The following is a 19,734-nucleotide window of genomic DNA, read 5'->3' as shown; positions in this document are numbered from 1 at the left end:
TCCACATGAGAAAACTAAACATCACTCCGGAAGAAATGACGGCGGTGTGCGGGCGCATGGTCGCGTCCCGCGCGGCTGACCATCTAGGTATTACGTTAGCCCAATTCTATTACCTCGCTCAGAAATATTCGTTATCTACAGCCCACACACAGCATAGATGGAGTCAGCAGGAAGTAGAAACCCTGTCTCGACTCTATAGAGAAGGCTACCAGCAAAAGGATATCGCAGAAATGATGGGGCTGCGTTGCACGGCTGTAAGGTCGAGAGTGTCGAGACTTCTGAAGCAAGACATGAACATGAGGAAAGCATCATGATTGGAAATTATTACGACCCCTTCATCACGCCCAACGAGTTAATCGCCGGACACCGCTTCAAACCCATCAACGATATCCCACGCGAAGAAATGCTGAAGCGTAATAGCTTCCAGAGCGTGAACGAGAACAGATTCCTGACAGCGTGGTTAAAGCAGAGGGCGAAGAAATGAAATTATTTGAGATGGAAGGTTTTCTACGTGGTAAGTGCTTGCCAGGTGACATGAAGGTCAACGAAACGAACGCCGAATACCTGATGCGTAAATTTGCTGAAGCGGAGGCCAGGTGCGTGGCGCTGGCTGCGGAGAATGCGGGGCTGAAGTCGTTTGGCGACAAGCTTGATGAGATGCATAACGACTTAAACGGTGAAGGAACAGGTATTCAGGGACGTGCAGAGGTGGCGTGCCAGCAGGCAACTATTGAAGCGGCAATGGAAGAATTTGATGCTATCAAAACCCCAGCAACGGACGCTTTCCTGGCTGAAGTGCGGGCGCAGGGTGTGGAGCGGTTGGCGAATGCCTGGTACGCCATTGCAAACGAAACAGACTCAGGAATTAGCATCAGCGATTCATCTCGCCTTAAGTATCGTCAAAGAGCAGATGACGCAGCTGATTTTGCGAATGAAATCCGCCAGGAGGCCGCCCAATGAGCAACACCGACAAACGCGCGACAGAGCTGTTGATTGAAAACGGTGTGCTGGTTGCCGACACGCTAAGGCATTTGGCCGATAACGAAATCGACTCAGACTACTTTGCTATTTGCCACACCAACGAAAACGGCACTGAAATTGAATGCGAGCTGGCAATCACAGATTACGCGCGCCAAGCGGCTGGAACCGTCGAGGAGCTGGTAAATGCGCTGGAAGCCGCAGAGAAGCGGATTGCTGAGCTGGAGGCGCGAAAAGTTAGAGTGAATCTTCCTCGTCCTGGATTTATGACAACCGGTAATCACGGATTCGCAAAAAACGATGTTCTTGCCGCGCTCAGAGAGGCTGGAATCAAACTGGAATTGGGGAAATAGGTATGGCTCTCACTAAGAAGCAACGCGCAGAGTTGCGCATGAAGTTCGGCGGCCGCTGCGCTTATTGCGGCTGCGAACTGCCTGAGAAGGGCTGGCATGCTGACCACGTTGAGGCAGTACGTAGAAATATCAGCAACGGCTACGCAATGGACAGGCCAGAAAACGACACGATCAGCAACATGGTTCCAGCATGCATCCCCTGCAACCTGTTCAAAATGTGCAGCACCGTTGAAGACTTTCGTAGTCGCATCGCAACTCAGGTTGATGTTACGCGCAGAGCATCAAGAAGTTACCGCACAGCTGAATCATTCGGGCTGATTCAACCAACTAACGCGCCGGTAGTGTTCTGGTTCGAAAAATACCAAGAAGGAGCGACATCATGAGCACTATTACCAGAGAACGCGTAACTCAATTCATCAATAATCCGCTGGATAACGGATTAACCCGTGGCGAGCAAATGGAGCTGGCGCGTATCGCGCTGGCATCGCTCGAAGCGGAGCCTGTGGCGTATATGTCCAGGCAGAAAGCAGAATTGCGTGAGAAATTCGGAACGTGTGACGAATGGGATTTGCATCATCAATCTGTTGAGGCTGATTTTCCATCAGTTAACATTCCGGAATCTGACAACTACGAATTCATGCCGCTTTACACCGCCCCGCCAGCTCCGCAACAAACAAAGGAGTAGCAAATGTCAGATGCTGTCTCTCTTGAGGAGCTTAAGCGCAATTTCTTTTATGACCCTGGAACTGGAAATTTTTATCGACTAAAAAGCATTCGGAATCCAAGGAAGGGAGATAAGAAGCGTGGTGAAGCAGTGTTTGCCATTGCTGAATTGTGCCGAGAATCAGCAAGTAACGGACACTCAGCAGAACTTATCTACGACGCTATCAAGTCAGGAAAAATCGTAATCGACTAGACCGCCGCAATGGCGGTTTTTTATTGGAGATAGATGATGAAGAAATTAGTGCTTCTGTTGATTCTGCTTGCAACAGGATGTACCGACCCTGACGGCGCAGTGAAGGTTTTATCTGATAACGGATTCACGAACATCAAGACTGGCGGTTACGGCTGGCTTTCATGCAGCAGCAAAGATGATGTTTACTCAACAGAATTCACTGCTACCTCTCCTAATGGCAATTCAGTAAAGGGTGCTGTTTGCAAGGGATTCTTTAAGGGTTCAACAATACGCTTTGAATGACGGAGTAATCATGGAATCACACAGCCTCACACTCGATGAGGCCTGTGCATTTCTCAAGATATCCAGACCTACCGCTACCAACTGGATTCGCACAGGCCGCCTTCAGGCAACACGAAAAGACCCTTCCAAACCTAAATCCCCATACCTCACTACACGACAAGCCTGCATTGCGGCACTTCAGTCTCCGCTGCATACTGTCGGCGTGAGCGCGGGTGATGGCATTAAAGAGGAAACGAAATGTCACTCTTCCGCAGAGGTGAAATATGGTACGCATCGTACTCGCTCCCGGGCGGGAAGCGAATTAAGGAAAGTCTTGGGACTTCCGACAAACGGCTCGCTACTGAGCTACATGACAAGCGCAAAGCTGAATTGTGGCGAGTAGACCGGCTTGGTGATTTTCCTGATGTAACGTTTGATGATGCATGCATGCGGTGGCTGGAGGAAAAGGCCGAGAAGAAGTCACTGAAAGACGACCGCAGCCGCATGGCGTTCTGGCTGGCACATTTCGAAGGGGTTCGTTTAAAGGATGTCACTGAGCAAAGGATTTACTCAGCAGTAAACAAGATGAGCAACCGCAAGCTGCTTGAGATATGGAAAATTCAGGCAGCCGCGGCGCAGAAGAATGGACAACCAGCACCGGTATATTCAGCCTCCCCCGTCACAACTTCCACCAAGGCCAAACATCTGGCACTGATGAAAGCCATTCTGCGTGCGGCAGAACGTGACTGGAAATGGCTGGAAAAGGCACCTGTGATTAAGGTTCCCGCGGTTAGGAATAAGCGGGTGCGCTGGCTGGAGCATGATGAGGCGAAGAGGCTTATTGAAGAATGTCCTGAGCCGCTGAAGTCGGTTGTTAAGTTTGCGCTGGCAACCGGGCTTCGTCGTTCGAACATCATCAATATGGAGTGGCAACAAATCGACATGCAGCGTCGGGTTGCCTGGGTGAATCCTGAAGACAGTAAATCAAACAGAGCTATTGGCGTAGCGCTGAATGATACGGCCTGTAAGGTACTGCGCGATCAGATTGGCAATCATCATAAATGGGTGTTCGTCCACATGAAAGCCGGTGTTCGTCCTGACGGTTCAAAGACTCCATCAGTGAGGAAGATGCGCGTCGATGACCAGAACGCATGGAATGCTGCTTGTCGTAGAGCAGGTATTGAGGATTTCCGATTCCACGACCTGAGACATACCTGGGCGAGCTGGTTAATTCAGTCCGGAGTTCCTTTATCTGTACTACAGGAAATGGGCGGCTGGGAAAGCATCGAAATGGTACGTCGATATGCCCACTTAGCACCTAACCATTTAACTGAGCATGCTAAGCAAATTGACTCGATATTTGGGCTTGATGTCCCAAATATGTCCCACAACGAAATTCTGGAGAAAACAAAGGAGGCGTAAGTTACTGATATTGAATGGTACGCCCTGTAGGATTCGAACCTACGACCTACGGCTTAGAAGGCCGTTGCTCTATCCAACTGAGCTAAGGGCGCACGGAGACGCGTGCACGTCGTGGTGGTGAAACGCGTGGAATTATACGGTCAATGGCAGGTGAGTCAATGCCTTTTCCCTCATATCCGCCGATAACCCGTAGTGGTTTGTAAATAAGGCTGTTTTTTCAACATTTCCCTCCCCGCATCGCCCCTTTTATCACTGCGAAAAGTCCTGGCCGCAATTAAGTAACGCCCGCTGTTTTCCGCTGCCTCACCTCGTCACACTGTTCATTGGTATCACGGCCACAGGGTGGCAGGCAGAGAACAGGACTATGGAGTGACAACGCAAAACCCGGTACGTAACCCTTCCTGCTTTCAGCCTCTTTCCCACTGCATCATCGGCATCAAGCTTGAACCTGTTGTTGCCCTCTCTTCTTCGCGTCAGGTCGGCGCTGAGGTGCTAAGCATACTGGCGGGAGACCGGCAAAATGAGTCCTTTTTTCGCGATCAAACCGCAGAGCAGTCGCTTATGCTGCTGGAAGCGCAGCTGACGGCGCTAAAAAACGCGGTCGGCTGTCACAATCTTTTCGTCAATTTGCCGATAAGTGTCATAACCGTGGCAGAAACATATCAGCGTTTACTCGCGCTGGGATGTCCGCCCCTGAATATCGAGATCGTCGACCCGGCAACCGTCCTCACGCTGTCGGATCCGCAACGTGAGAATGTCCGCCGACGCCTGCAGCGGCTGAGGCGTCAAGGCCACCGCATTTGGCTGGATGATGTTGATGAAGCGTTAGTCCGGTCATTTTTATCCTGTCGGCTACCGTTGCAGGGCGTCAAAATCGATAAATTCGCCTTCTGGCGGCTTCGGGAAAAGCCCGCGCTGGCAGCGCTGGTGACGCAGTGTTCGCAGCTTGCCGCCAACGTGCTTATCGAAGGGATTGAGACAGACAGGGATCAAGCATGTGCATTACAGGCAGGCGCAAGATTCGGTCAGGGGTATCGCTGGCCGTCCTGGAAATGGCCGGAGGACTAAGCGGTCATCGCCGAGAGGGATGCTATGCGAATGACAGTACGCCGCTACAGGCGTCGTCGGACAGGAAGTGATTCACTGGGATTTACGCTCTCACCTTTTGCTCCCCCCTTTTTCGATCGCCTCGAATTTTTGAGTCAGTCTATTCATCAGGCTCGCAAAACTGACGCCCCTTTTATGCTTCTGGTCACCGAGGATAACTTTCTGCGCGCGGGGTTTCTGCACGGCCAGTCTCCTGTGAGCAAGTGCTGTGAGTACACCACGCTGGACGCTGCGCTGAACGCGCTTCATCTTTGGCCCTCCGCACGCCTGGTGGTGGATATTTACAGCCAAACCTCGACGCTTATCGACAGCCTGGACCCGTTGCGCAGGCTGAGCCTCTACCCGCCTTATATTAAGCCGTACCTGCTGATCCGCGCTGATGATTACGATGCGCGTCTGTTTTGCCAGGCCGCCGGCCCTTTTCACATTCTGGAACGTCAGCTCTCGCTTACCGCCCTGCACAAACAATTACTGGAGCCTTCCCCGCTCTCCGGCAGCAAGAAAGAGTGGTTTTCCCGCAGTGAATGGCCCCTGCTGCAGGATCTCGCGCGCGGGCTTTCGCTGCGCCAGATTGCACTCCTGCACAATCGCCCTTACAGCCGCATTGTTTATCGTCTCAGTTGCATCCTGACAAAACTGGGGCTCAATCACCGTCAGCAGCTTCTCCATCTTCTTAACAACCTCACCAACGTTACGATTTACTGACGCACTAAGCTCTTCATTCCTAAAGACCTTTAAGAAAGTACTTAACACCAATGTTAATAAAATGTTTAATTTTAACCAATGAGCAATAATTACAACTATTCCTAATCTACCCCTTTAAACACTGTTAAATACTGCAAAAATGATAAACAGGAGCATTTTAATCCATGCGTTAAGCTATTCGATATAACGTTAAAAAGTTGATAATGATGTAAAAACAAGCAGCTTAGCGTAATACCGGGAGAGCCAAAGATTAACAAATCAGCAGATCCTGCTGCGCACTGCGCCGGGATTTCAGGCGTGGCGTTCGCCATTTCAAACGAAGGTAAATGGTGCTAAAAGTGAAGAAATCCGAGTCTGGCGGACTGACGGGAGAGTGTGTTTTTTGACCTTTAAATTTAACAAACGATCAACATATAGTGGTATCTTTTATTTTTTGTTATTACATACAGATGAAAAATTGCAGTAAAGGGAATAACAGGACATTTCCGCTAAAATTAAAATCTCTGGCCTTACTCTCCAGAATATAATATCCATCAATATCCCAGAATTAATTTACAGGCTTTTCGGAGAAAACTTACACGGTATAATAGGACGCGTTTCAAATATGAATAAGAAAAACCTCTTTGCCATTATCCATTAAATGAGATACCGACACGGAGGAACTGTTCTTTTACTACGTTAACAAGGATGCTTTCGCTCTTTCCAGGGAAATACTACCGTATAAGGATCTGCACACTTATCCTTCCGGCTTTTCGAGAGTTTTCGCAAAACTCAGCATAACGCTTTTAACAATCTGAGGCATAAAAAATGAAACCGGCATCCGTTATCATTATGGACGAACACCCTATCGTCAGAATGTCGATAGAAGTCCTGCTACAGAAGAATAGTAATATCATCGTCAAACTCAAATCTGGAGACAGCCATGAAGTGCTGGACTGCGTGCGTAACCATGATATCGATCTGGTGATCCTCGACATTGAGCTTACAGGGACAGATGGTTTCGCATTACTTAAGAGAATCAGGAACTTAAACAAAAACATCAAAGTGCTTTTTCTCTCGTCCAAATCCGAGGCCTTTTATGCCGGTCGCGCCATTCGCGCCGGGGCAAACGGTTTTGTCAGTAAACGAAAAGATTTAGGTGAGATTTACAACGCGGTAGAAATGATCCTCAACGGCTATTCGTTTTTCCCTTCAGAGACGTTGAGTTTTATAAATCATTTGGGCTCGCGCACCGGCGCTGCCGTGGATATGCCATTATCAAATCGTGAGGTGACGGTACTTCGTTATCTGGCGAATGGATTATCGAATAAGGAGATTGCCGAGCAGTTATTATTAAGCAACAAAACAATAAGCGCCCACAAATCCAATATCTATTCCAAGCTGGGCGTGCAAAGTATAGTTGAGTTAATTGATTACGCGAAAGCGCACGAATTGCTGTAACCTGAATTCACTCCCTGCAACTTACGTGAGTTGCAGGGAGTGCGGTCAGCGCTAATTATAATTAATCATAAAGGTCGCATCGGCATCCGCCCGACCGGGCTGGGGATTATCGGCCGTGGCAATATAATTGGCATAGAACGCCAGCTCAGCATTTCCCAGCGCATCCACGGTTACAGGCTGGCTGGCCTGCTCCAGCGCCAGGCGCGTTTTATCCCGATCGCGGATCTCCACCGCGATATGCGTGGCATCACTCGCCTCGTTTAATCCCAGCAGGCTGTTGTCACTCCCGTCCGCTTTGCCCGAAAAGGTAATGGACGCCGCCCCCGGCGGGCAACCGGTCAACTTCAGCGTAAACGGCATTGGCTGCGTGCGGCTGCCGGTGGTTCTGAGCTGTTTGGTCGGCCAGGTGCCAAGCGGCACGGTTTTGTCGCTATCGCTTCCCTCCGCCACGCAGGTGAAATCGACGATATTGCCGTAAAGCTGGATGTTAATTTCCCCCAGCGCCGTGTTTGCCCCCGCACTGGCGTGGAACATCAGCAGCGCAGCCGCTGCCGCATATCGGGTGACACTCCGCATCACGCCTCCTTAATCGTAATCCACGCGCAGATAACCGCGCGAGGTGAAGCGGCCTTCCGCCGGTTTATTGCCCGTCACGCTTACCGGCCAGGCCCGGATCCCCACCTGCGCCTGCGCGTTGTCGTCCAGACGGAACGGTATTTTGCTGCTCAGGCTGTTAGGCGTTAACGGCGTACCGCTGTCGTTGGCAATGATAAACCCCACGTCCTTGTTGTCGGACACCAGCATATTACCGTTCACGCTGCCGCTATCCGCTTCGATACGCATCGTCAGGTAGGCGTTCGCCTCAACGTTGGTGCATTTAATGGCAACGGTTTTGCTCTGGGGCGAAACCTTTTGCGGCCGGTTGCCTGCCCCCGCCTGGCTGAACAGCGACGCGCCAATATCGCCGAAGTCGAATTCCACAATTTGCCCTGCGTTAATGGCGCAGCTCTGCGGCACCTGAATGGTACCGCTGTAGCTGATGGTGTAGACCGGCGTACCGTTGATGGGGTCCGACGACGATGTCGTGACGTAAACGCTGAACATCGTCTCACGCGGGATCTCCACCATATTGATGAAGCGGCGCGTCACCTTGAGCCGGAACACCAGGTTGGAGTCCTTTACCGCGAAGGGCTTATTTTTAGAAACGTTAGGGTGGCTGCCCATCTGAATATAGTTTTGCGGAGGATAAAAGACCCCGGCATAGCTGTCGGTTATCTTCATCGCGCCGTCGAGGTAGTCATTCAGCTTAAGATACTTGTAGCCATCGATGGTGGCGGTCGGGGTAAATCGGGTCACATAGCTGCGCTTGGTCGTGTTGCCCGTTGTGCCTTTAGGACACACCGCGTTTACCCCTACCCACTGCGATTTCTGACCCAGCGTGACGATCTGACCCACCTGGTTATTTGAGCTGTTAAAGGTATCGGTCAGGTCGTAAAAAATATCCGTCGGCACCCCGTTTTCATTTACACACACCGTCGCCAGCGCGTGTGTAGCCGGAAGGCTTACCAGCACGAGCACCAGCAGGCCGCGGCGAATAGTTCGTTTATCGATCACAAGAGATCTCCTGTTGTGCAATCGCCTGTTGCAGGCTCTCTTCCGGCAGGCTGTAAGACGCCCGGCACTGCATGCTTGCGCCGTTGCCCCACTGAATCAGCAGTTGTCCCTGGAGCGGCAGGCCGCTTAAGTAAATTTGCCCGTCATCGCCGACCATGCTGGTCACACCGCTTTGCGTTTCGCGCACCACGGCACCAAACGGCACCGGCTGGCCGTTGCGCTTCGCGGTCAGCAAGGCGCGCACGCCGATGCGGGTATCGAAGCTGGCGCGGACCAGCGCGCCTTTGGTCGGCACCACGCTCGACACATTGTTTTCGATGTCGGTATTGTTGCTCATGGAGTTGACGTCCAGCGCCACGCGGTTATAGCGGTAGACGGTGGCGTACGGCATGACCGCGTAGCCGCGCCAGTCGGTTTTGACCCCGGTCTGGTTCTCCACGCTGACGCCCGTCGCGCCCGGCGCTTTGATCAGCACGTTGGTGTCGCCCAGCGGCTGGCTGAAGGTCACCCCATCGGCATGCCCGACCACGCCGCCCGACAGCTGCCAGTTCAGATCGTGCTGGTCGCGGGCGTAGTTGTAGCCAACGCCCAGCGTGCCGTAGGTCGCCTGCCAGTTCGCGCTGGCGCTGCCGCTTGAGCCGTTATGGCTGGTGTGGCCCTGGCTCACGCTGTAGTTGAGGTTGCGATCCTTGAGTAAGGTTCCGCTGATCCCGGTTTGCCAGCTGGTATCGCCATCGCTATTGCGGCTGGCAGACGCCGTGGCGTAAGCGCGGTCAATTGCACTATCGCGGCGATAGCCGTGGCGGGTAAAGAGGCTGAACGGCACAGAAACGTTAAACGAGGCGATGCGGTCCGTCCCGTCGATACCGACGGCCTTATTCCACGACCAGGAGACGGAGTAGCTCACGCCCTTCATCCCGCCCGAGTAGCCGAGCTGATACCAGAGGTTCGACTGATCGGTGCCCCAGTAGGTTTGCTCGCTGCCAGAGATATAAAGCGAGCCATAGTCCCCCAGCGACTGAGAGATATTGAGCTGGAAGCGCCCTTTTTTATTCCACGTCAGGTTGTGATAGCTCTGCACGTCCGGCACGCCGTCGTTGTCTTTGCTGTCGCCGTACTGATAGCCCTCCATGGAGCGCCAGGCCACGTCGTCCAGGGTGTAGAAGCCTTTGGTGGAGTAGCGATAGCCCAGCAGCTGGAAGTTGGTGCCGAAGCCGTTTAAGGATTTCGCATACAGGAAACGCAGGGACTGCCCTTCGTGGCGACTGTCGTCCGCCAGCTGGCTACGGGCGTGGGTAAGATCGAGCGAGACCGCCCCCCAGTCGCCCAGGTTTTTCCCCGCGCCGATAGCCAGCGCGGTGTAACGCGATGCCAGCTGCGTGCCGCCGTACAGCGTATAGCCCTCGTTCAGCCCCGCAATCAGCGTACCCTGGGTGAAGAACGGCGTATCCTGCTGGCTGTTGCCGCTGCGGTAATCCCCCGCCACCAGATCGTATTTCCAGCGTCCTTCGCGCTGCAGCAGCGGTACGGTGGAGTACGGCACGGTATAGCGCTGGTTGCTGCCGTCTTTCTCCTCAACCGTGACCTCAAGGTCACCGCTGGATGATGTCGGGTTCAGGTCGGTAATGGCAAACGCGCCCGGCTGCACGTAGCTTTGGTAGATGACATAGCCGTTCTGGCGGATCACCACTTTGGCAGGAGTACGGGCGATACCGCGCACGGTAGGCGCGTAGCCCTGCAGGCTGTCCGGATACATGCTGTCGGAGGAGTACAGCCGCCCGCCGCGAAAACCGAGGCTGTCGAACACATCGTTGCCGGTATTGCTGTCGCCCAGCACCAGCTCGCTTTTGAGAGGAATGACCGTGCGCTGCGCCCAGGTGCCGATATTTTGCCAGTCGCTGCGGCGCTGGCCGTTGCTTTGGGTGTAGCGCCACGCGCCGTTGTTACGCAAGCGCCAGGCACCGTAATTCAGCCCGCTTTGCAGGTTCAGGTAGTAGCTGTCATCGTCGCTTCCCCGGTTGCCGGTAAAGCTGTAGTTCACCAGCGCGGCGGGGATCCCCTCGTCCCACTGATCTGGCGGAATGTACCCGCGCGCGCTGTTCTGCATCGCCACCTGGGGCAGGCTGACGTCGAGGCGCTGTGAGGCAAAGTTGAACGCCGCTTCGCTGCCCGGAATCGCCGTCGTTAGCGGGACACAGGTGTCTCCCTGCACGTTAGCCAGCTCAGGGAAAGCGGCAACGTTAACCCCAAAGCGATCGAGCATTGCGCGGGTAATGCACGCCGACAGTCCGCCCGCCACGGGCGGCGTGTTCTCGGCCTGCTCAAAACGAACATCCTGCGTGCCGATGAACTCATCGTTACGCCAGATATCCACGCGGTAGACGCCCGGTGCCTGCTGGTGACCCTGCTCAAAGCGCGACAAATCCGCCACGTTAGCGGTGTCGTCGGACAAAAATGCCGGGTTGAAATAACTTTCGCTCCAGCCGGTGTGCGGCCAGAGCGTTGTCATCAGTGCCAGTGCAACCGGGCAGTAACGCCATTGAGTGTTCATCGCCCTGACTCTGCTCACAGACTGACGCTACGCGCGGGGGTAATCGCACCGTAATCATTCACGCTCTGCCAGGAGAGCGTCCCGCCTGCGGCTGCGGGCAACACCTGCTGCGCGGAATTTTTAGGGGCAATCATCAGGTTATCCAGCGTCTTTCCCCCCAGCTTGAGGTTAACCAGCGTGACGTAGTACGGCGAGGCGTTGCTGACCTTCAGGTGGTTTCCGACGCGTTCAAAACGCAGCTGGGAGAGCGCCTCTTCCGGCGGCATCGCCAGGTTAGCCGGACGAACGAAGAGTTTGATGCGCGACAAAATAGCCAGCTGCAGCACGTTGCTGCCATCCTGATGAGATTTACTGACCGAAGGAATGGCTTTGACGTTCATGTAAAAGAGCGACTCGCGGTCTGCGGGCAGCGCCGGGCCGGCATAAATAATACGCAGCGTGTTTTCACTGTTCGGCTCGCTGACAAACAGCGGCGGGGTGACGGCAAAGGTCTTCTCTTTCTGCCCGCTGGCGTTTTCAATCCATGCGTTAATTAAATAACGCTCTTGTTTATTACTGTTGGTGATAGCCAGCGACGTCTGTTTAGCATCCGCCGGATAAATAACGCGCGTAGCCCCGAGCGCAATACCGCCGGAAGCCTGAGCGAAGGGGGAAACCATCATTAAAATAAAAGATAAAATCAGTCCTGGTTTAATTAGGATGTTCATCACAACCGTACCTTTAATTATGCGTTCGCAGGCGTTAGGGATAAATCAACGTAAACCAGACATCCGACTGAATATTGCCTGGCACGAGGTGTTCGGAAATAGCCCGGTAGCGGGCGCTGAAATGAAACGCCAGCTCACTGGTGTTAATGGGCAGCCAGCTTACCGCCGCTGCATTGGGGATAATCTGACGCTGTTGCTCGTCGAAAAGGGCCAGCCCTAAACCGCTGCTGATCGGGGCTTCGCCTGGCCGCGATGTCGCCAGGAAAACCTGCGGATCTTCAGCAGGGGTAGCGCCCTGAAACTGGATCCCCACGATGCGGGAGACATCCACGCTGCAGTCCAGCAGCCGCACGGTGAAAGGCACATTCACCGTTGAGTAACTGCCGACACCGGAAAAGGCGTTGGTGCGATACTGCCCCATGTCTACGCGCATATTCTGGCTGTCGGGTGCCACGGCACAACCGCCGTTGACCAACTCCCCTCTGAGGTGCACTTTGCCACCGTCGATGATGACGGTATGGGCGAATGCCGGCAGCGCCATCGCAAGGGTTAACAGCAGTGTCCCTGTCCTTCTCATCCTTCATTCCCGCCGTTAGCGTTAGAGGGCCTCCTCCCTGAGGCCAGTAACATCCCTGTGCAGAAGACTTATTCGTATTTCATCACGAAGGTGGCGTCAGCGTTCGCCTGGCCTGGCGTGGTCGCCGCGGCGGTCGCTTTATAGCGCGCGGTGAAGTTCAGGATGTTGGTTCCTTCAATCAGGTTCTGCGCCGCAGAGAAGGTGGCACCGTCCGGGGTCAGCGTAGTGGACTTGCTGTCGAGGATTTCGATACCTACCCCTTTCGCGGAGTTGTCGTTGTTACCGGACGTCACCGCCAGCAGGGTTTTGTCGGTAGCATCGATTTGGCCGGTGAACGCAACAGCAGCGGTTTTCGCTACCTGCGGATCGCAATCGTTCAGCTCAATGGTGAAAGGAATATTAGAGGTGGTGTCACCCACTTTGGTGAATTTCGCGGTACGGTACTGGCCGAGTTTAACCGTCTGCTCGGAAGAATCGGTATTTACGGAACACGCCGCATTCACTAATTCACCTTTAAAATGCACGGTACCGCCATTAACGGAAACCGGCGTGGTGGTATCTTCTGCATGCGCGGCACCCGCGACCAGGGCCAGTGCAGCAATAACGGTCGTAGCAATGTTGCTAAGTTTCATGTCTATTCCTTTAAAATGTAAATAACCCTTCCCGCAAAAACGGGAATAAGAAATATGCTCAATCAATCAAATGAAAGATTATTTCGGAGGAAACAAAGTAGCCGAGGAACGAATATTAAAACATGTCAAAACACTGCCATTTCGCCAGGTCACATCCTAATCGCGCCTAAGAAATTGACCCTGTCGTCGCCAGGGCTTTTGTTCGCGGATCGGGAATTCTCGCAAAGGGTGACTGACAGCGGCGCTCGCTTCTGACAAAATACAGGCAATCCCCCCTTTTGAACGTTACAGACGGAATCCTCTCTCTGATGGCAGCAAAAATTATTGACGGTAAAACGATTGCGCAGCAGGTGCGCTCTGAGGTCGCGGAAAAAGTAATGGCGCGTAAAGCGGCAGGTCTTCGCGCGCCAGGGCTGGCCGTTGTGCTGGTTGGCAGCAACCCGGCCTCGCAGATTTATGTCGGCAGCAAACGCAAAGCGTGTGAAGAAGTTGGCTTCGTCTCGCGCTCTTACGATCTGCCGGAGACCACCAGCGAAGCGGAACTGCTGGAACTTATCGACACCCTGAATGCCGATAAAGCGATCGACGGCATCCTGGTGCAGCTGCCGCTGCCTGCGGGCATCGACAACGTGAAAGTGCTTGAGCGTATCGCGCCGGACAAAGATGTTGACGGCTTCCACCCGTACAACGTGGGTCGCCTGTGCCAGCGCGCCCCGCGCCTGCGCCCGTGCACCCCGCGCGGTATCGTGACGCTTCTCGAGCGTTATAACATCGATACCTACGGCCTGAACGCCGTGGTGATTGGCGCGTCGAATATTGTGGGCCGCCCGATGAGCATGGAGCTGCTGCTGGCAGGCTGCACCACCACCGTGACCCACCGCTTCACCAAAAATCTGCGCCATCACGTCGAAAATGCCGACCTGCTGATCGTGGCCGTCGGTAAGCCGGGCTTTATTCCGGGTGAGTGGATCAAAGAGGGCGCCATTGTCGTGGATGTCGGGATTAACCGACTTGAAAGCGGCAAAGTAGTGGGCGACGTGGTGTTTGAAGATGCCGCAGCCCGTGCGTCATACATTACCCCGGTTCCGGGCGGCGTAGGCCCGATGACCGTAGCAACATTAATTCAGAATACCTTGCAGGCCTGCGAGGAGTATCACGACGTAGAGGACGCGTAAGATGGCGACATTTTCATTAGGTAAACACCCGCACGTTGAGCTGTGCGATCTGCTGAAGCTGGAAGGCTGGAGCGAAAGCGGCGCACAGGCCAAAATTGTGATCGCCGACGGACTTGTAACGGTCGATGGCGTGGTGGAAACCCGCAAGCGCTGCAAAATTGTCGCGGGCCAGACCGTGAGCTTTGAAGGCCAGAGCGTGACTGTTATCGCCTGAGCCGTGTGATGCCCGGTGGCGCGACGCTTACCGGGCCTACATACTGAGTTTATATGGCCCCTCACCCTAACCCTCTCCCCTGTGGGGAGAGGGTTAGGGTGAGGGGAACAAACCGCTCTTCTCTCACTTTATCCCCCACATCCATCACGGTTAATTATCGATCGACTTCAAAGAATCACTATTTCGTTTACCGAATTGTGAAATTTAAGTTGCGCGCTTTTCGGGCTTTCCTCACGATAAGTAGAACGTTCTACTAAAACGTTCTACTAACAATAACAGCGCTAAAAAAAGCGCTACTCGGGGGAAGTCAGCATGAGTCTGATATCAGGGTTTGTTAAATCGTTGTCTAAGTTATCGATGATTGGCCGCGCCTTAATGCTGCCAATTTCACTGCTTCCCGCTGCGGGCCTGCTGCTGGCTTTCGGCGATAAGTTTCATCTGCCGCTGATGATGAACGCGGGCGGGGTTATCTTTGATAACCTGCCGATGCTGTTTGCCATCGGCTCTGCCGTGGGTCTGGCGTCCGAATCCGGTATCGCCGCGCTGTCTGCGGCGGTCTCGGTTTTTGTCACCAACATTACCATCAGCACCGTGCTGAGCATCACGCCGGAAATGGCCTCTCAGGGCGGGAAATACGCCATGGTGGTCGGCATTCCGACGCTGCAGATGGGCGTCTTCGGCGGGCTTATCTGCGGTATTCTCGCGGCCTGGTGTTACAACCGTTTCCACACCATGCAGCTGCCGGAGTTCCTCGGCTTCTTCTCGGGTAAGCGTTTTGTGGCGATCGCGACGGCGTTCCTGTCGTTTCTGCTCGGCCTGCTGCTGCCGTACGTCTGGCAGCATATTCAGTCCGGCATCGACGCGCTTTCGGTGGTGGTAAACGGCGATAATCAGGCGGCCTCGACCTTTATCTTCGGTCTGGTGGAGCGTGCGCTGATCCCGCTCGGCCTGCACCACATCTGGTACCCGTCGTTCTGGTACTCGTTCGGGGATTACACCACCCAGGCAGGCCAGGTGATCCACGGCGACCAGACCATCTGGTTCAAGATGCTGGAAGAAGGGGTGAAATCCTTTAGCAGCGACACCTACCAGAACGCCGGTAAGTTCATGCAGGGGGAATTCCCGCTGATGCTGTTCGCGCTGCCTGCGGCGTGTCTGGCGATGTACCACGAAGCGCACACCAAAAATAAGAAAATCGCGGCCGGTATTCTCTTCTCCGCCGCTCTCACCTGCTTCCTGACGGGGATCACCGAGCCGGTCGAATTCACCTTTATCTTTGTGGCACCGATTCTGTACGTCTTTAACGCCATCATGGCGGGCCTGGCCTACATGACCATGTACCTGATGCATGCCCATATTGCCAAGTCGTTTTCCGCGGGCTTTATCGACTATCTGTCGTTCGGGATCTTGCCGTCGTTTAACGGCTACCAGACCAATTTCCTGAGCGCCATTATCATCGGCATCCCGATGGGCCTGATTTACTACTTCACGTTCCGCTTCGTGATCCGTCGCTTCGACGTGAAAACGCCGGGCCGTACCGAAGTGACCGCCAATGCGGATGACAAATCCGATTCCGAGCTGGCAACCGATATCATCGGCCTGCTGGGCGGCGCGCAGAATATCAACTCCGTGGGATCCTGTATCACCCGCCTGCGTCTGGAAGTGGCGAAAAGCGAGGCGGTGGATAAAGACGGCCTGAACGGACTCGGCGCACGCGGCGTTGTCTTCGTGGGCGATAACGGGATTCAGGTGATTTTCGGTGCCAGAGCACAGTTTATCGCCCAGACCATGTCCACGATGATCGGCAAATAATAAGATGCCTGAACGATACGTCTCCTGTACGCTGGGAGACGTGTCATATCTGGCTGATAATCGGTAAATTTCAGGGAGCGGTTTTGAAGAAAGTCAGCATTATTGATGTCGCAAAGCATGCGGGGGTCTCGGTTTCTACCGTGTCGCTGGTGCTACGCCAGAAAGGGAAAATCTCAGAGGCCACGATCGGGAAGGTCAATGCTGCCATCACTGCGCTCGGCTATGTTCATAACGTCGCTGCCGCCAATCTTCGCGCCAACACCTCCAATCTTATCGGCCTGATCCTGCGGGACTTCAGCGACAGCTTTTCCATCAAGGTGATGGCAAGCATTGTTCAGGAGCTGGAGAAACAGGGCTACATGGTTTTTCTCGGCCAGCCGCTGAACGATGGCGATCGGCTGGCGCGCTGCCTGCTGTCGTTTAAGCAGCAGGGCGTGGCGGGGGTGATCTATCTTGCCTCCGATACCCGTACCGCCGCTCTGCCGGAGCACATTCGTCAGTGTCCGCTGCCGCTGGTGGTGGTGTCTCAGTCTCTGCTGGATGAAAAATGCAACCTGGTGATGCGCGACAACCGCCAGGCGGCGAACCTTGCCGCGCGCTATCTTATCGAGCGTGGTCATCGCGCTATCGCCTATATTGGCGGGCGTGAAGGCTGTCATATCCGCGAACAGCGTCTGCTCGGGTTTCGCAGCGCGCTGACGCAGAACGGGCTGGTCTGGCGGGAGGAGTTCTCCCCGGCCTGCAGCGATGATACGCTGGCGGCCGGTTACGCCACCCGTCATCTGCTGGAAAAAAACAACAGCATCACCGCCCTGCTCTGCCACTCGCCGGATGCGATGATCGGCTCTGTTTCCGGCATCCACCAGGTGGGGCGCACCGTCGGTAAAGACGTGTTTCTGACGCAGCAGGTCGCGCTGGTGGGTTTTGAAGATATGCTGCACGTGAACCTTACCTCGCCGTCTTTCACCTATGTTTCCTCGGCCAGCGAAGAGACCGGACGGCAGGCCGCCGGGCTGATGATCCGCAAGCTCAAAGAGCCGGAACTGCAAACCCAGCGTATCACCCTTTCCGGCCAGCTTATCGCCCGCGAATCGGCGTAAAATCAGAATTTAACCCCGCTCTTTTTGCCGGCATTCGCTGCTATATTTCCCTGCTTTAGCCTGGAATATACCGATGCCGACCGTTATCACTCACGCTGCCGTTCCGCTGTGCCTGGGCTTAGGACTGGGAACAAAGGTTATCCCTCCGCGCCTGCTGTTTGCGGGTGTTGTCCTCGCCATGCTGCCGGACGCCGACGTGCTGGCGTTTAAGTTCGGCGTGGCCTATGGCAACGTCTTCGGCCACCGCGGCTTTACCCATTCACTGCTGTTTGCCTTTGTGGTGCCTCTTCTCTGCGTGTTCATTGGCCGACGCTGGTTCAGGGCAAGCCTGACCCGCTGCTGGCTGTTTCTCACCGTATCGTTACTGTCGCACAGCCTGCTGGATTCAATAACCACAGGCGGAAAAGGTGTCGGCTGGCTGTGGCCGTGGTCGGATGAACGGTTCTTCGCACCGTGGCAGGTGATTAAGGTCGCGCCGTTTGCGCTGTCGCGCTATGCCACGCCGTACGGGCATCAGGTGATACTTTCAGAACTGCTGTGGGTGTGGCTGCCGGGGGCGGTGGTGCTGGGGGTTCTGTGGTGGAGGCGGAGGTAAAAGAAAAGCCGGGTGGCGGCTACGCCTTACCCGGCCTACGGTCTGGATTTGTAGGCCCGGTAAGCGTAAGCGCCACCGGGCATGACGCACTTACTTACGGCGCCAGGTCGTGCCCTGCGGGCCATCTTCCAGAATAATGCCCATCTCGGTCAGACGGTTACGCGCTGCATCTGCGGCCGCCCAGTCTTTCGCCTGACGTGCTTCCAGACGCGCCTTGATAAGCTGCTCAATCTCAGCCACTTCACCCTCGTCTGCCTGGGCACCGCTCTGCAGGAACGCGTCTGGCTCCTGCTCCAGCAGGCCGAGCACGGAGGAGAGCTTACGCAGGTGCGATGCCAGCGCGTTCGCCGCGGCCATGTCCTCAGACTTCAGGCGGTTCACTTCGCGCGCCATGTCGAACAGCACGGAGTAGGCTTCCGGCGTGTTGAAGTCGTCGTTCATCACCTCAACAAAGCGGGCTTCAAACGCCTCGCCGCCCGCAGCCGGTACTGACTTATCGGTGCCGCGCAGCGCGGTGTACAGACGCTCCAGCGCCGAGCGCGCCTGCTTCAGGTTCTCTTCGCTGTAGTTCAGCTGGCTGCGGTAGTGACCGGACATCAGGAAGTAGCGCACGGTTTCCGCGTCGTAATACTTCAGCACGTCACGCACGGTAAAGAAGTTGCCCAGCGATTTCGACATCTTCTCGCGGTCAACCATCACCATGCCGGAGTGCATCCAGTAGTTGACGTATTCGCCGCCGTGGGCGCAGGTAGACTGTGCAATTTCGTTCTCATGGTGTGGGAACATCAGGTCCGATCCGCCGCCGTGAATATCGAAGTGTTTGCCCAGCTGTTTGCAGTTCATCGCGGAACATTCAATGTGCCAGCCCGGACGGCCTTCGCCCCACGGAGACGGCCAGCTTGGCTCGCCCGCTTTGGACATCTTCCACAGCACGAAGTCCATCGGGTTACGCTTCACGTCAACCACGTCAACGCGCGCACCGGCCTGAAGCTGCTCCAGATCCTGACGGGAGAGTTGGCCGTACGTGGGGTCGGTCGGCACGGAGAACATCACGTCGCCGTTGTCGGCAACATAGGCGTGGCCACGTTCGATCAGCTTTTCGGTGATATCGATAATTTCATGAATATGGTGCGTTGCGCGCGGCTCGCTGTCCGGGCGCTGGATGTTCAGCGCATCAAAATCGTTGTGCATTTCGGCGATCATGCGATCGACCAGCGCCACAAAGCTTTCGCCATTTTCATTAGCGCGCTTAATGATTTTGTCGTCGATATCGGTGATGTTGCGCACGTACTTCAGGTTGTAGCCCAAAAAACGCAGGTAACGCGAAACCACGTCGAAAGCAACAAAGGTACGGCCATGGCCGATATGACAGAGGTCGTAAACCGTAATACCACACACGTACATGCCGACTTCCCCGGCATGGATAGGTTTAAATTCCTCTTTTTGGCGCGTCATTGTATTAAAGATTTTTAACATCGAAGATTCCATGTAAACACGTGTGTGGACGAAAACCGACTATTCTACCCGTAATTCAAACCCGAAGCAGCACACAATGCAAGGTGATCGCGCCTTATG

At 54.6% G+C, this 19,734-nt stretch carries 23 protein-coding genes, 1 tRNA gene and 2 pseudogenes; 18 read left to right on the top strand and 8 right to left on the bottom strand.

The window, feature by feature from the left end; all coding sequences use genetic code 11:
• Positions 1-5 precede the first annotated feature (5 nt).
• The 10 genes and pseudogenes from ACWKX3_RS11260 to ACWKX3_RS11215 all read left to right on the top strand — a co-directional run bounded on the left by ACWKX3_RS11260 (position 6) and on the right by ACWKX3_RS11215 (position 3,930).
• Positions 6-314 carry a sigma factor-like helix-turn-helix DNA-binding protein gene (locus tag ACWKX3_RS11260; RefSeq protein WP_454541752.1) on the top strand — a complete coding sequence of 103 codons (309 nt, stop codon included), beginning with the start codon at positions 6-8 and terminating at the stop codon, positions 312-314.
• Positions 311-484 (top strand): DUF2737 family protein, encoded by a 174-nt coding sequence (locus ACWKX3_RS11255; RefSeq protein WP_454541751.1) that lies wholly within the window; start codon positions 311-313, stop codon positions 482-484. Before ACWKX3_RS11260 ends, ACWKX3_RS11255 begins: the two co-directional genes overlap by 4 nt.
• A complete protein-coding gene (locus tag ACWKX3_RS11250; protein WP_454541750.1) occupies positions 481-960 on the top strand; it encodes a hypothetical protein in 480 nt (159 codons plus the stop codon). Before ACWKX3_RS11255 ends, ACWKX3_RS11250 begins: the two co-directional genes overlap by 4 nt.
• 23 nt (positions 961-983) lie before the next feature.
• Positions 984-1,215: pseudogene (locus ACWKX3_RS11245) on the top strand (ead/Ea22-like family protein); the annotation flags it as partial.
• Positions 1,216-1,333: 118 nt separating this feature from the next.
• Positions 1,334-1,714, top strand: coding sequence for an HNH endonuclease (locus tag ACWKX3_RS11240; protein ID WP_454541749.1), 381 nt, complete (start codon positions 1,334-1,336; stop codon positions 1,712-1,714).
• Positions 1,711-2,016, top strand: coding sequence for a hypothetical protein (locus ACWKX3_RS11235; protein WP_454541748.1), 306 nt, complete (start codon positions 1,711-1,713; stop codon positions 2,014-2,016). The genes ACWKX3_RS11240 and ACWKX3_RS11235 overlap by 4 nt, the downstream gene beginning before the upstream one ends.
• Positions 2,017-2,019: 3 nt before the next feature.
• Entirely contained in the window at positions 2,020-2,247 is a 228-nt protein-coding gene (locus tag ACWKX3_RS11230) for a hypothetical protein (protein WP_454541747.1), read from the top strand.
• A 36-nt stretch (positions 2,248-2,283) separates the two neighbouring features.
• Positions 2,284-2,529, top strand: a complete 246-nt coding sequence (locus ACWKX3_RS11225; RefSeq protein WP_454541746.1) for a hypothetical protein — start codon at positions 2,284-2,286, stop codon at positions 2,527-2,529.
• Between the two features lie 10 nt (positions 2,530-2,539).
• A pseudogene (locus ACWKX3_RS11220) lies at positions 2,540-2,635 on the top strand (helix-turn-helix domain-containing protein); the annotation flags it as partial.
• Positions 2,636-2,766: 131 nt separating this feature from the next.
• A complete protein-coding gene (locus ACWKX3_RS11215; protein ID WP_454541745.1) occupies positions 2,767-3,930 on the top strand; it encodes a tyrosine-type recombinase/integrase in 1,164 nt (387 codons plus the stop codon).
• A gap of 15 nt (positions 3,931-3,945) precedes the next feature.
• On the opposite strand, the gene ACWKX3_RS11210 is transcribed toward ACWKX3_RS11215, so the two are convergent.
• Positions 3,946-4,022 (bottom strand) — tRNA-Arg (locus ACWKX3_RS11210).
• Between the two features lie 277 nt (positions 4,023-4,299).
• Here ACWKX3_RS11210 and ACWKX3_RS11205 point away from each other — a divergent pair.
• From ACWKX3_RS11205 to fimZ, 3 genes are all read left to right on the top strand, one after another.
• Entirely contained in the window at positions 4,300-4,998 is a 699-nt protein-coding gene (locus tag ACWKX3_RS11205; RefSeq protein ID WP_454541744.1) for an EAL domain-containing protein, read from the top strand.
• 24 nt (positions 4,999-5,022) lie between these two features.
• Positions 5,023-5,742, top strand: a complete 720-nt coding sequence (locus ACWKX3_RS11200) for a DNA-binding response regulator (RefSeq protein WP_454541743.1) — start codon at positions 5,023-5,025, stop codon at positions 5,740-5,742.
• Between the two features lie 807 nt (positions 5,743-6,549).
• The gene (gene fimZ / locus ACWKX3_RS11195) at positions 6,550-7,182 is read left to right on the top strand and encodes a fimbria biosynthesis transcriptional regulator FimZ (protein ID WP_058609967.1); all 633 of its coding nucleotides are present in this window, start codon (positions 6,550-6,552) and stop codon (positions 7,180-7,182) included.
• Positions 7,183-7,233: 51 nt separating this feature from the next.
• On the opposite strand, the gene sfmF is transcribed toward fimZ, so the two are convergent.
• The 6 genes from sfmF to fimA all read right to left on the bottom strand — a co-directional run bounded on the left by sfmF (position 7,234) and on the right by fimA (position 13,263).
• Positions 7,234-7,758, bottom strand: coding sequence for a fimbria assembly protein (gene sfmF, locus ACWKX3_RS11190; protein WP_454541742.1), 525 nt, complete (start codon positions 7,756-7,758; stop codon positions 7,234-7,236).
• Positions 7,759-7,767: 9 nt separating this feature from the next.
• The gene (gene fimH / locus ACWKX3_RS11185) at positions 7,768-8,778 is read right to left on the bottom strand and encodes a type 1 fimbria D-mannose specific adhesin FimH (RefSeq protein ID WP_454541862.1); all 1,011 of its coding nucleotides are present in this window, start codon (positions 8,776-8,778) and stop codon (positions 7,768-7,770) included.
• A gap of 7 nt (positions 8,779-8,785) precedes the next feature.
• Positions 8,786-11,347: a fimbrial biogenesis usher protein gene (locus ACWKX3_RS11180; protein WP_454541741.1), complete on the bottom strand. Its 2,562-nt coding sequence runs from the start codon at positions 11,345-11,347 to the stop codon at positions 8,786-8,788.
• Between the two features lie 14 nt (positions 11,348-11,361).
• Positions 11,362-12,054: a type 1 fimbria chaperone FimC gene (gene fimC / locus ACWKX3_RS11175; protein WP_006176989.1), complete on the bottom strand. Its 693-nt coding sequence runs from the start codon at positions 12,052-12,054 to the stop codon at positions 11,362-11,364.
• Between the two features lie 34 nt (positions 12,055-12,088).
• A complete protein-coding gene (gene fimI, locus ACWKX3_RS11170; protein ID WP_006176988.1) occupies positions 12,089-12,631 on the bottom strand; it encodes a type 1 fimbrial protein subunit FimI in 543 nt (180 codons plus the stop codon).
• 68 nt (positions 12,632-12,699) lie between these two features.
• On the bottom strand, positions 12,700-13,263 hold the full coding sequence (gene fimA / locus ACWKX3_RS11165; RefSeq protein WP_006176987.1) for a type 1 fimbrial major subunit FimA: 564 nt from the start codon (positions 13,261-13,263) through the stop codon (positions 12,700-12,702).
• Positions 13,264-13,571: 308 nt separating this feature from the next.
• Between fimA and folD the strand changes: the two genes are divergently transcribed.
• The 5 genes from folD to ACWKX3_RS11140 all read left to right on the top strand — a co-directional run bounded on the left by folD (position 13,572) and on the right by ACWKX3_RS11140 (position 18,159).
• Positions 13,572-14,438: a bifunctional methylenetetrahydrofolate dehydrogenase/methenyltetrahydrofolate cyclohydrolase FolD gene (gene folD, locus ACWKX3_RS11160; RefSeq protein WP_058609965.1), complete on the top strand. Its 867-nt coding sequence runs from the start codon at positions 13,572-13,574 to the stop codon at positions 14,436-14,438.
• Between the two features lies 1 nt (position 14,439).
• On the top strand, positions 14,440-14,652 hold the full coding sequence (ybcJ, locus tag ACWKX3_RS11155; RefSeq protein ID WP_006176985.1) for a ribosome-associated protein YbcJ: 213 nt from the start codon (positions 14,440-14,442) through the stop codon (positions 14,650-14,652).
• Positions 14,653-14,964: 312 nt separating this feature from the next.
• On the top strand, positions 14,965-16,464 hold the full coding sequence (locus ACWKX3_RS11150) for a PTS transporter subunit EIIC (RefSeq protein ID WP_042320878.1): 1,500 nt from the start codon (positions 14,965-14,967) through the stop codon (positions 16,462-16,464).
• An 83-nt stretch (positions 16,465-16,547) separates the two neighbouring features.
• The gene (malI, locus tag ACWKX3_RS11145) at positions 16,548-17,564 is read left to right on the top strand and encodes a Mal regulon transcriptional regulator MalI (RefSeq protein WP_088207805.1); all 1,017 of its coding nucleotides are present in this window, start codon (positions 16,548-16,550) and stop codon (positions 17,562-17,564) included.
• A 73-nt stretch (positions 17,565-17,637) separates the two neighbouring features.
• Positions 17,638-18,159, top strand: coding sequence for a metal-dependent hydrolase (locus tag ACWKX3_RS11140; protein ID WP_006176982.1), 522 nt, complete (start codon positions 17,638-17,640; stop codon positions 18,157-18,159).
• A gap of 90 nt (positions 18,160-18,249) precedes the next feature.
• On the opposite strand, the gene cysS is transcribed toward ACWKX3_RS11140, so the two are convergent.
• Positions 18,250-19,635, bottom strand: coding sequence for a cysteine--tRNA ligase (gene cysS / locus ACWKX3_RS11135; protein ID WP_042320872.1), 1,386 nt, complete (start codon positions 19,633-19,635; stop codon positions 18,250-18,252).
• Positions 19,636-19,734 lie beyond the last annotated feature (99 nt).

Source organism: Enterobacter sp. UPMP2052 (assembly GCF_053709675.1).
Note: the sequence above shows the minus strand (reverse complement) of the source record. Positions and strands in the feature narration are given on the sequence as shown.

Coding starts and splice junctions, on each gene's coding strand:
- ACWKX3_RS11260 (WP_454541752.1), top strand. CDS start 6: ATGAGAAAACTAAACATCACTCCGGAAGAAATGACGGCGGTGTGCGGG.
- ACWKX3_RS11255 (WP_454541751.1), top strand. CDS start 311: ATGATTGGAAATTATTACGACCCCTTCATCACGCCCAACGAGTTAATC.
- ACWKX3_RS11250 (WP_454541750.1), top strand. CDS start 481: ATGAAATTATTTGAGATGGAAGGTTTTCTACGTGGTAAGTGCTTGCCA.
- ACWKX3_RS11240 (WP_454541749.1), top strand. CDS start 1,334: ATGGCTCTCACTAAGAAGCAACGCGCAGAGTTGCGCATGAAGTTCGGC.
- ACWKX3_RS11235 (WP_454541748.1), top strand. CDS start 1,711: ATGAGCACTATTACCAGAGAACGCGTAACTCAATTCATCAATAATCCG.
- ACWKX3_RS11230 (WP_454541747.1), top strand. CDS start 2,020: ATGTCAGATGCTGTCTCTCTTGAGGAGCTTAAGCGCAATTTCTTTTAT.
- ACWKX3_RS11225 (WP_454541746.1), top strand. CDS start 2,284: ATGAAGAAATTAGTGCTTCTGTTGATTCTGCTTGCAACAGGATGTACC.
- ACWKX3_RS11215 (WP_454541745.1), top strand. CDS start 2,767: ATGTCACTCTTCCGCAGAGGTGAAATATGGTACGCATCGTACTCGCTC.
- ACWKX3_RS11200 (WP_454541743.1), top strand. CDS start 5,023: ATGCGAATGACAGTACGCCGCTACAGGCGTCGTCGGACAGGAAGTGAT.
- fimZ (WP_058609967.1), top strand. CDS start 6,550: ATGAAACCGGCATCCGTTATCATTATGGACGAACACCCTATCGTCAGA.
- sfmF (WP_454541742.1), bottom strand. CDS start 7,758: ATGCGGAGTGTCACCCGATATGCGGCAGCGGCTGCGCTGCTGATGTTC.
- ACWKX3_RS11180 (WP_454541741.1), bottom strand. CDS start 11,347: ATGAACACTCAATGGCGTTACTGCCCGGTTGCACTGGCACTGATGACA.
- fimC (WP_006176989.1), bottom strand. CDS start 12,054: ATGAACATCCTAATTAAACCAGGACTGATTTTATCTTTTATTTTAATG.
- fimI (WP_006176988.1), bottom strand. CDS start 12,631: ATGAGAAGGACAGGGACACTGCTGTTAACCCTTGCGATGGCGCTGCCG.
- fimA (WP_006176987.1), bottom strand. CDS start 13,263: ATGAAACTTAGCAACATTGCTACGACCGTTATTGCTGCACTGGCCCTG.
- folD (WP_058609965.1), top strand. CDS start 13,572: ATGGCAGCAAAAATTATTGACGGTAAAACGATTGCGCAGCAGGTGCGC.
- ybcJ (WP_006176985.1), top strand. CDS start 14,440: ATGGCGACATTTTCATTAGGTAAACACCCGCACGTTGAGCTGTGCGAT.
- ACWKX3_RS11150 (WP_042320878.1), top strand. CDS start 14,965: ATGAGTCTGATATCAGGGTTTGTTAAATCGTTGTCTAAGTTATCGATG.
- ACWKX3_RS11140 (WP_006176982.1), top strand. CDS start 17,638: ATGCCGACCGTTATCACTCACGCTGCCGTTCCGCTGTGCCTGGGCTTA.
- cysS (WP_042320872.1), bottom strand. CDS start 19,635: ATGTTAAAAATCTTTAATACAATGACGCGCCAAAAAGAGGAATTTAAA.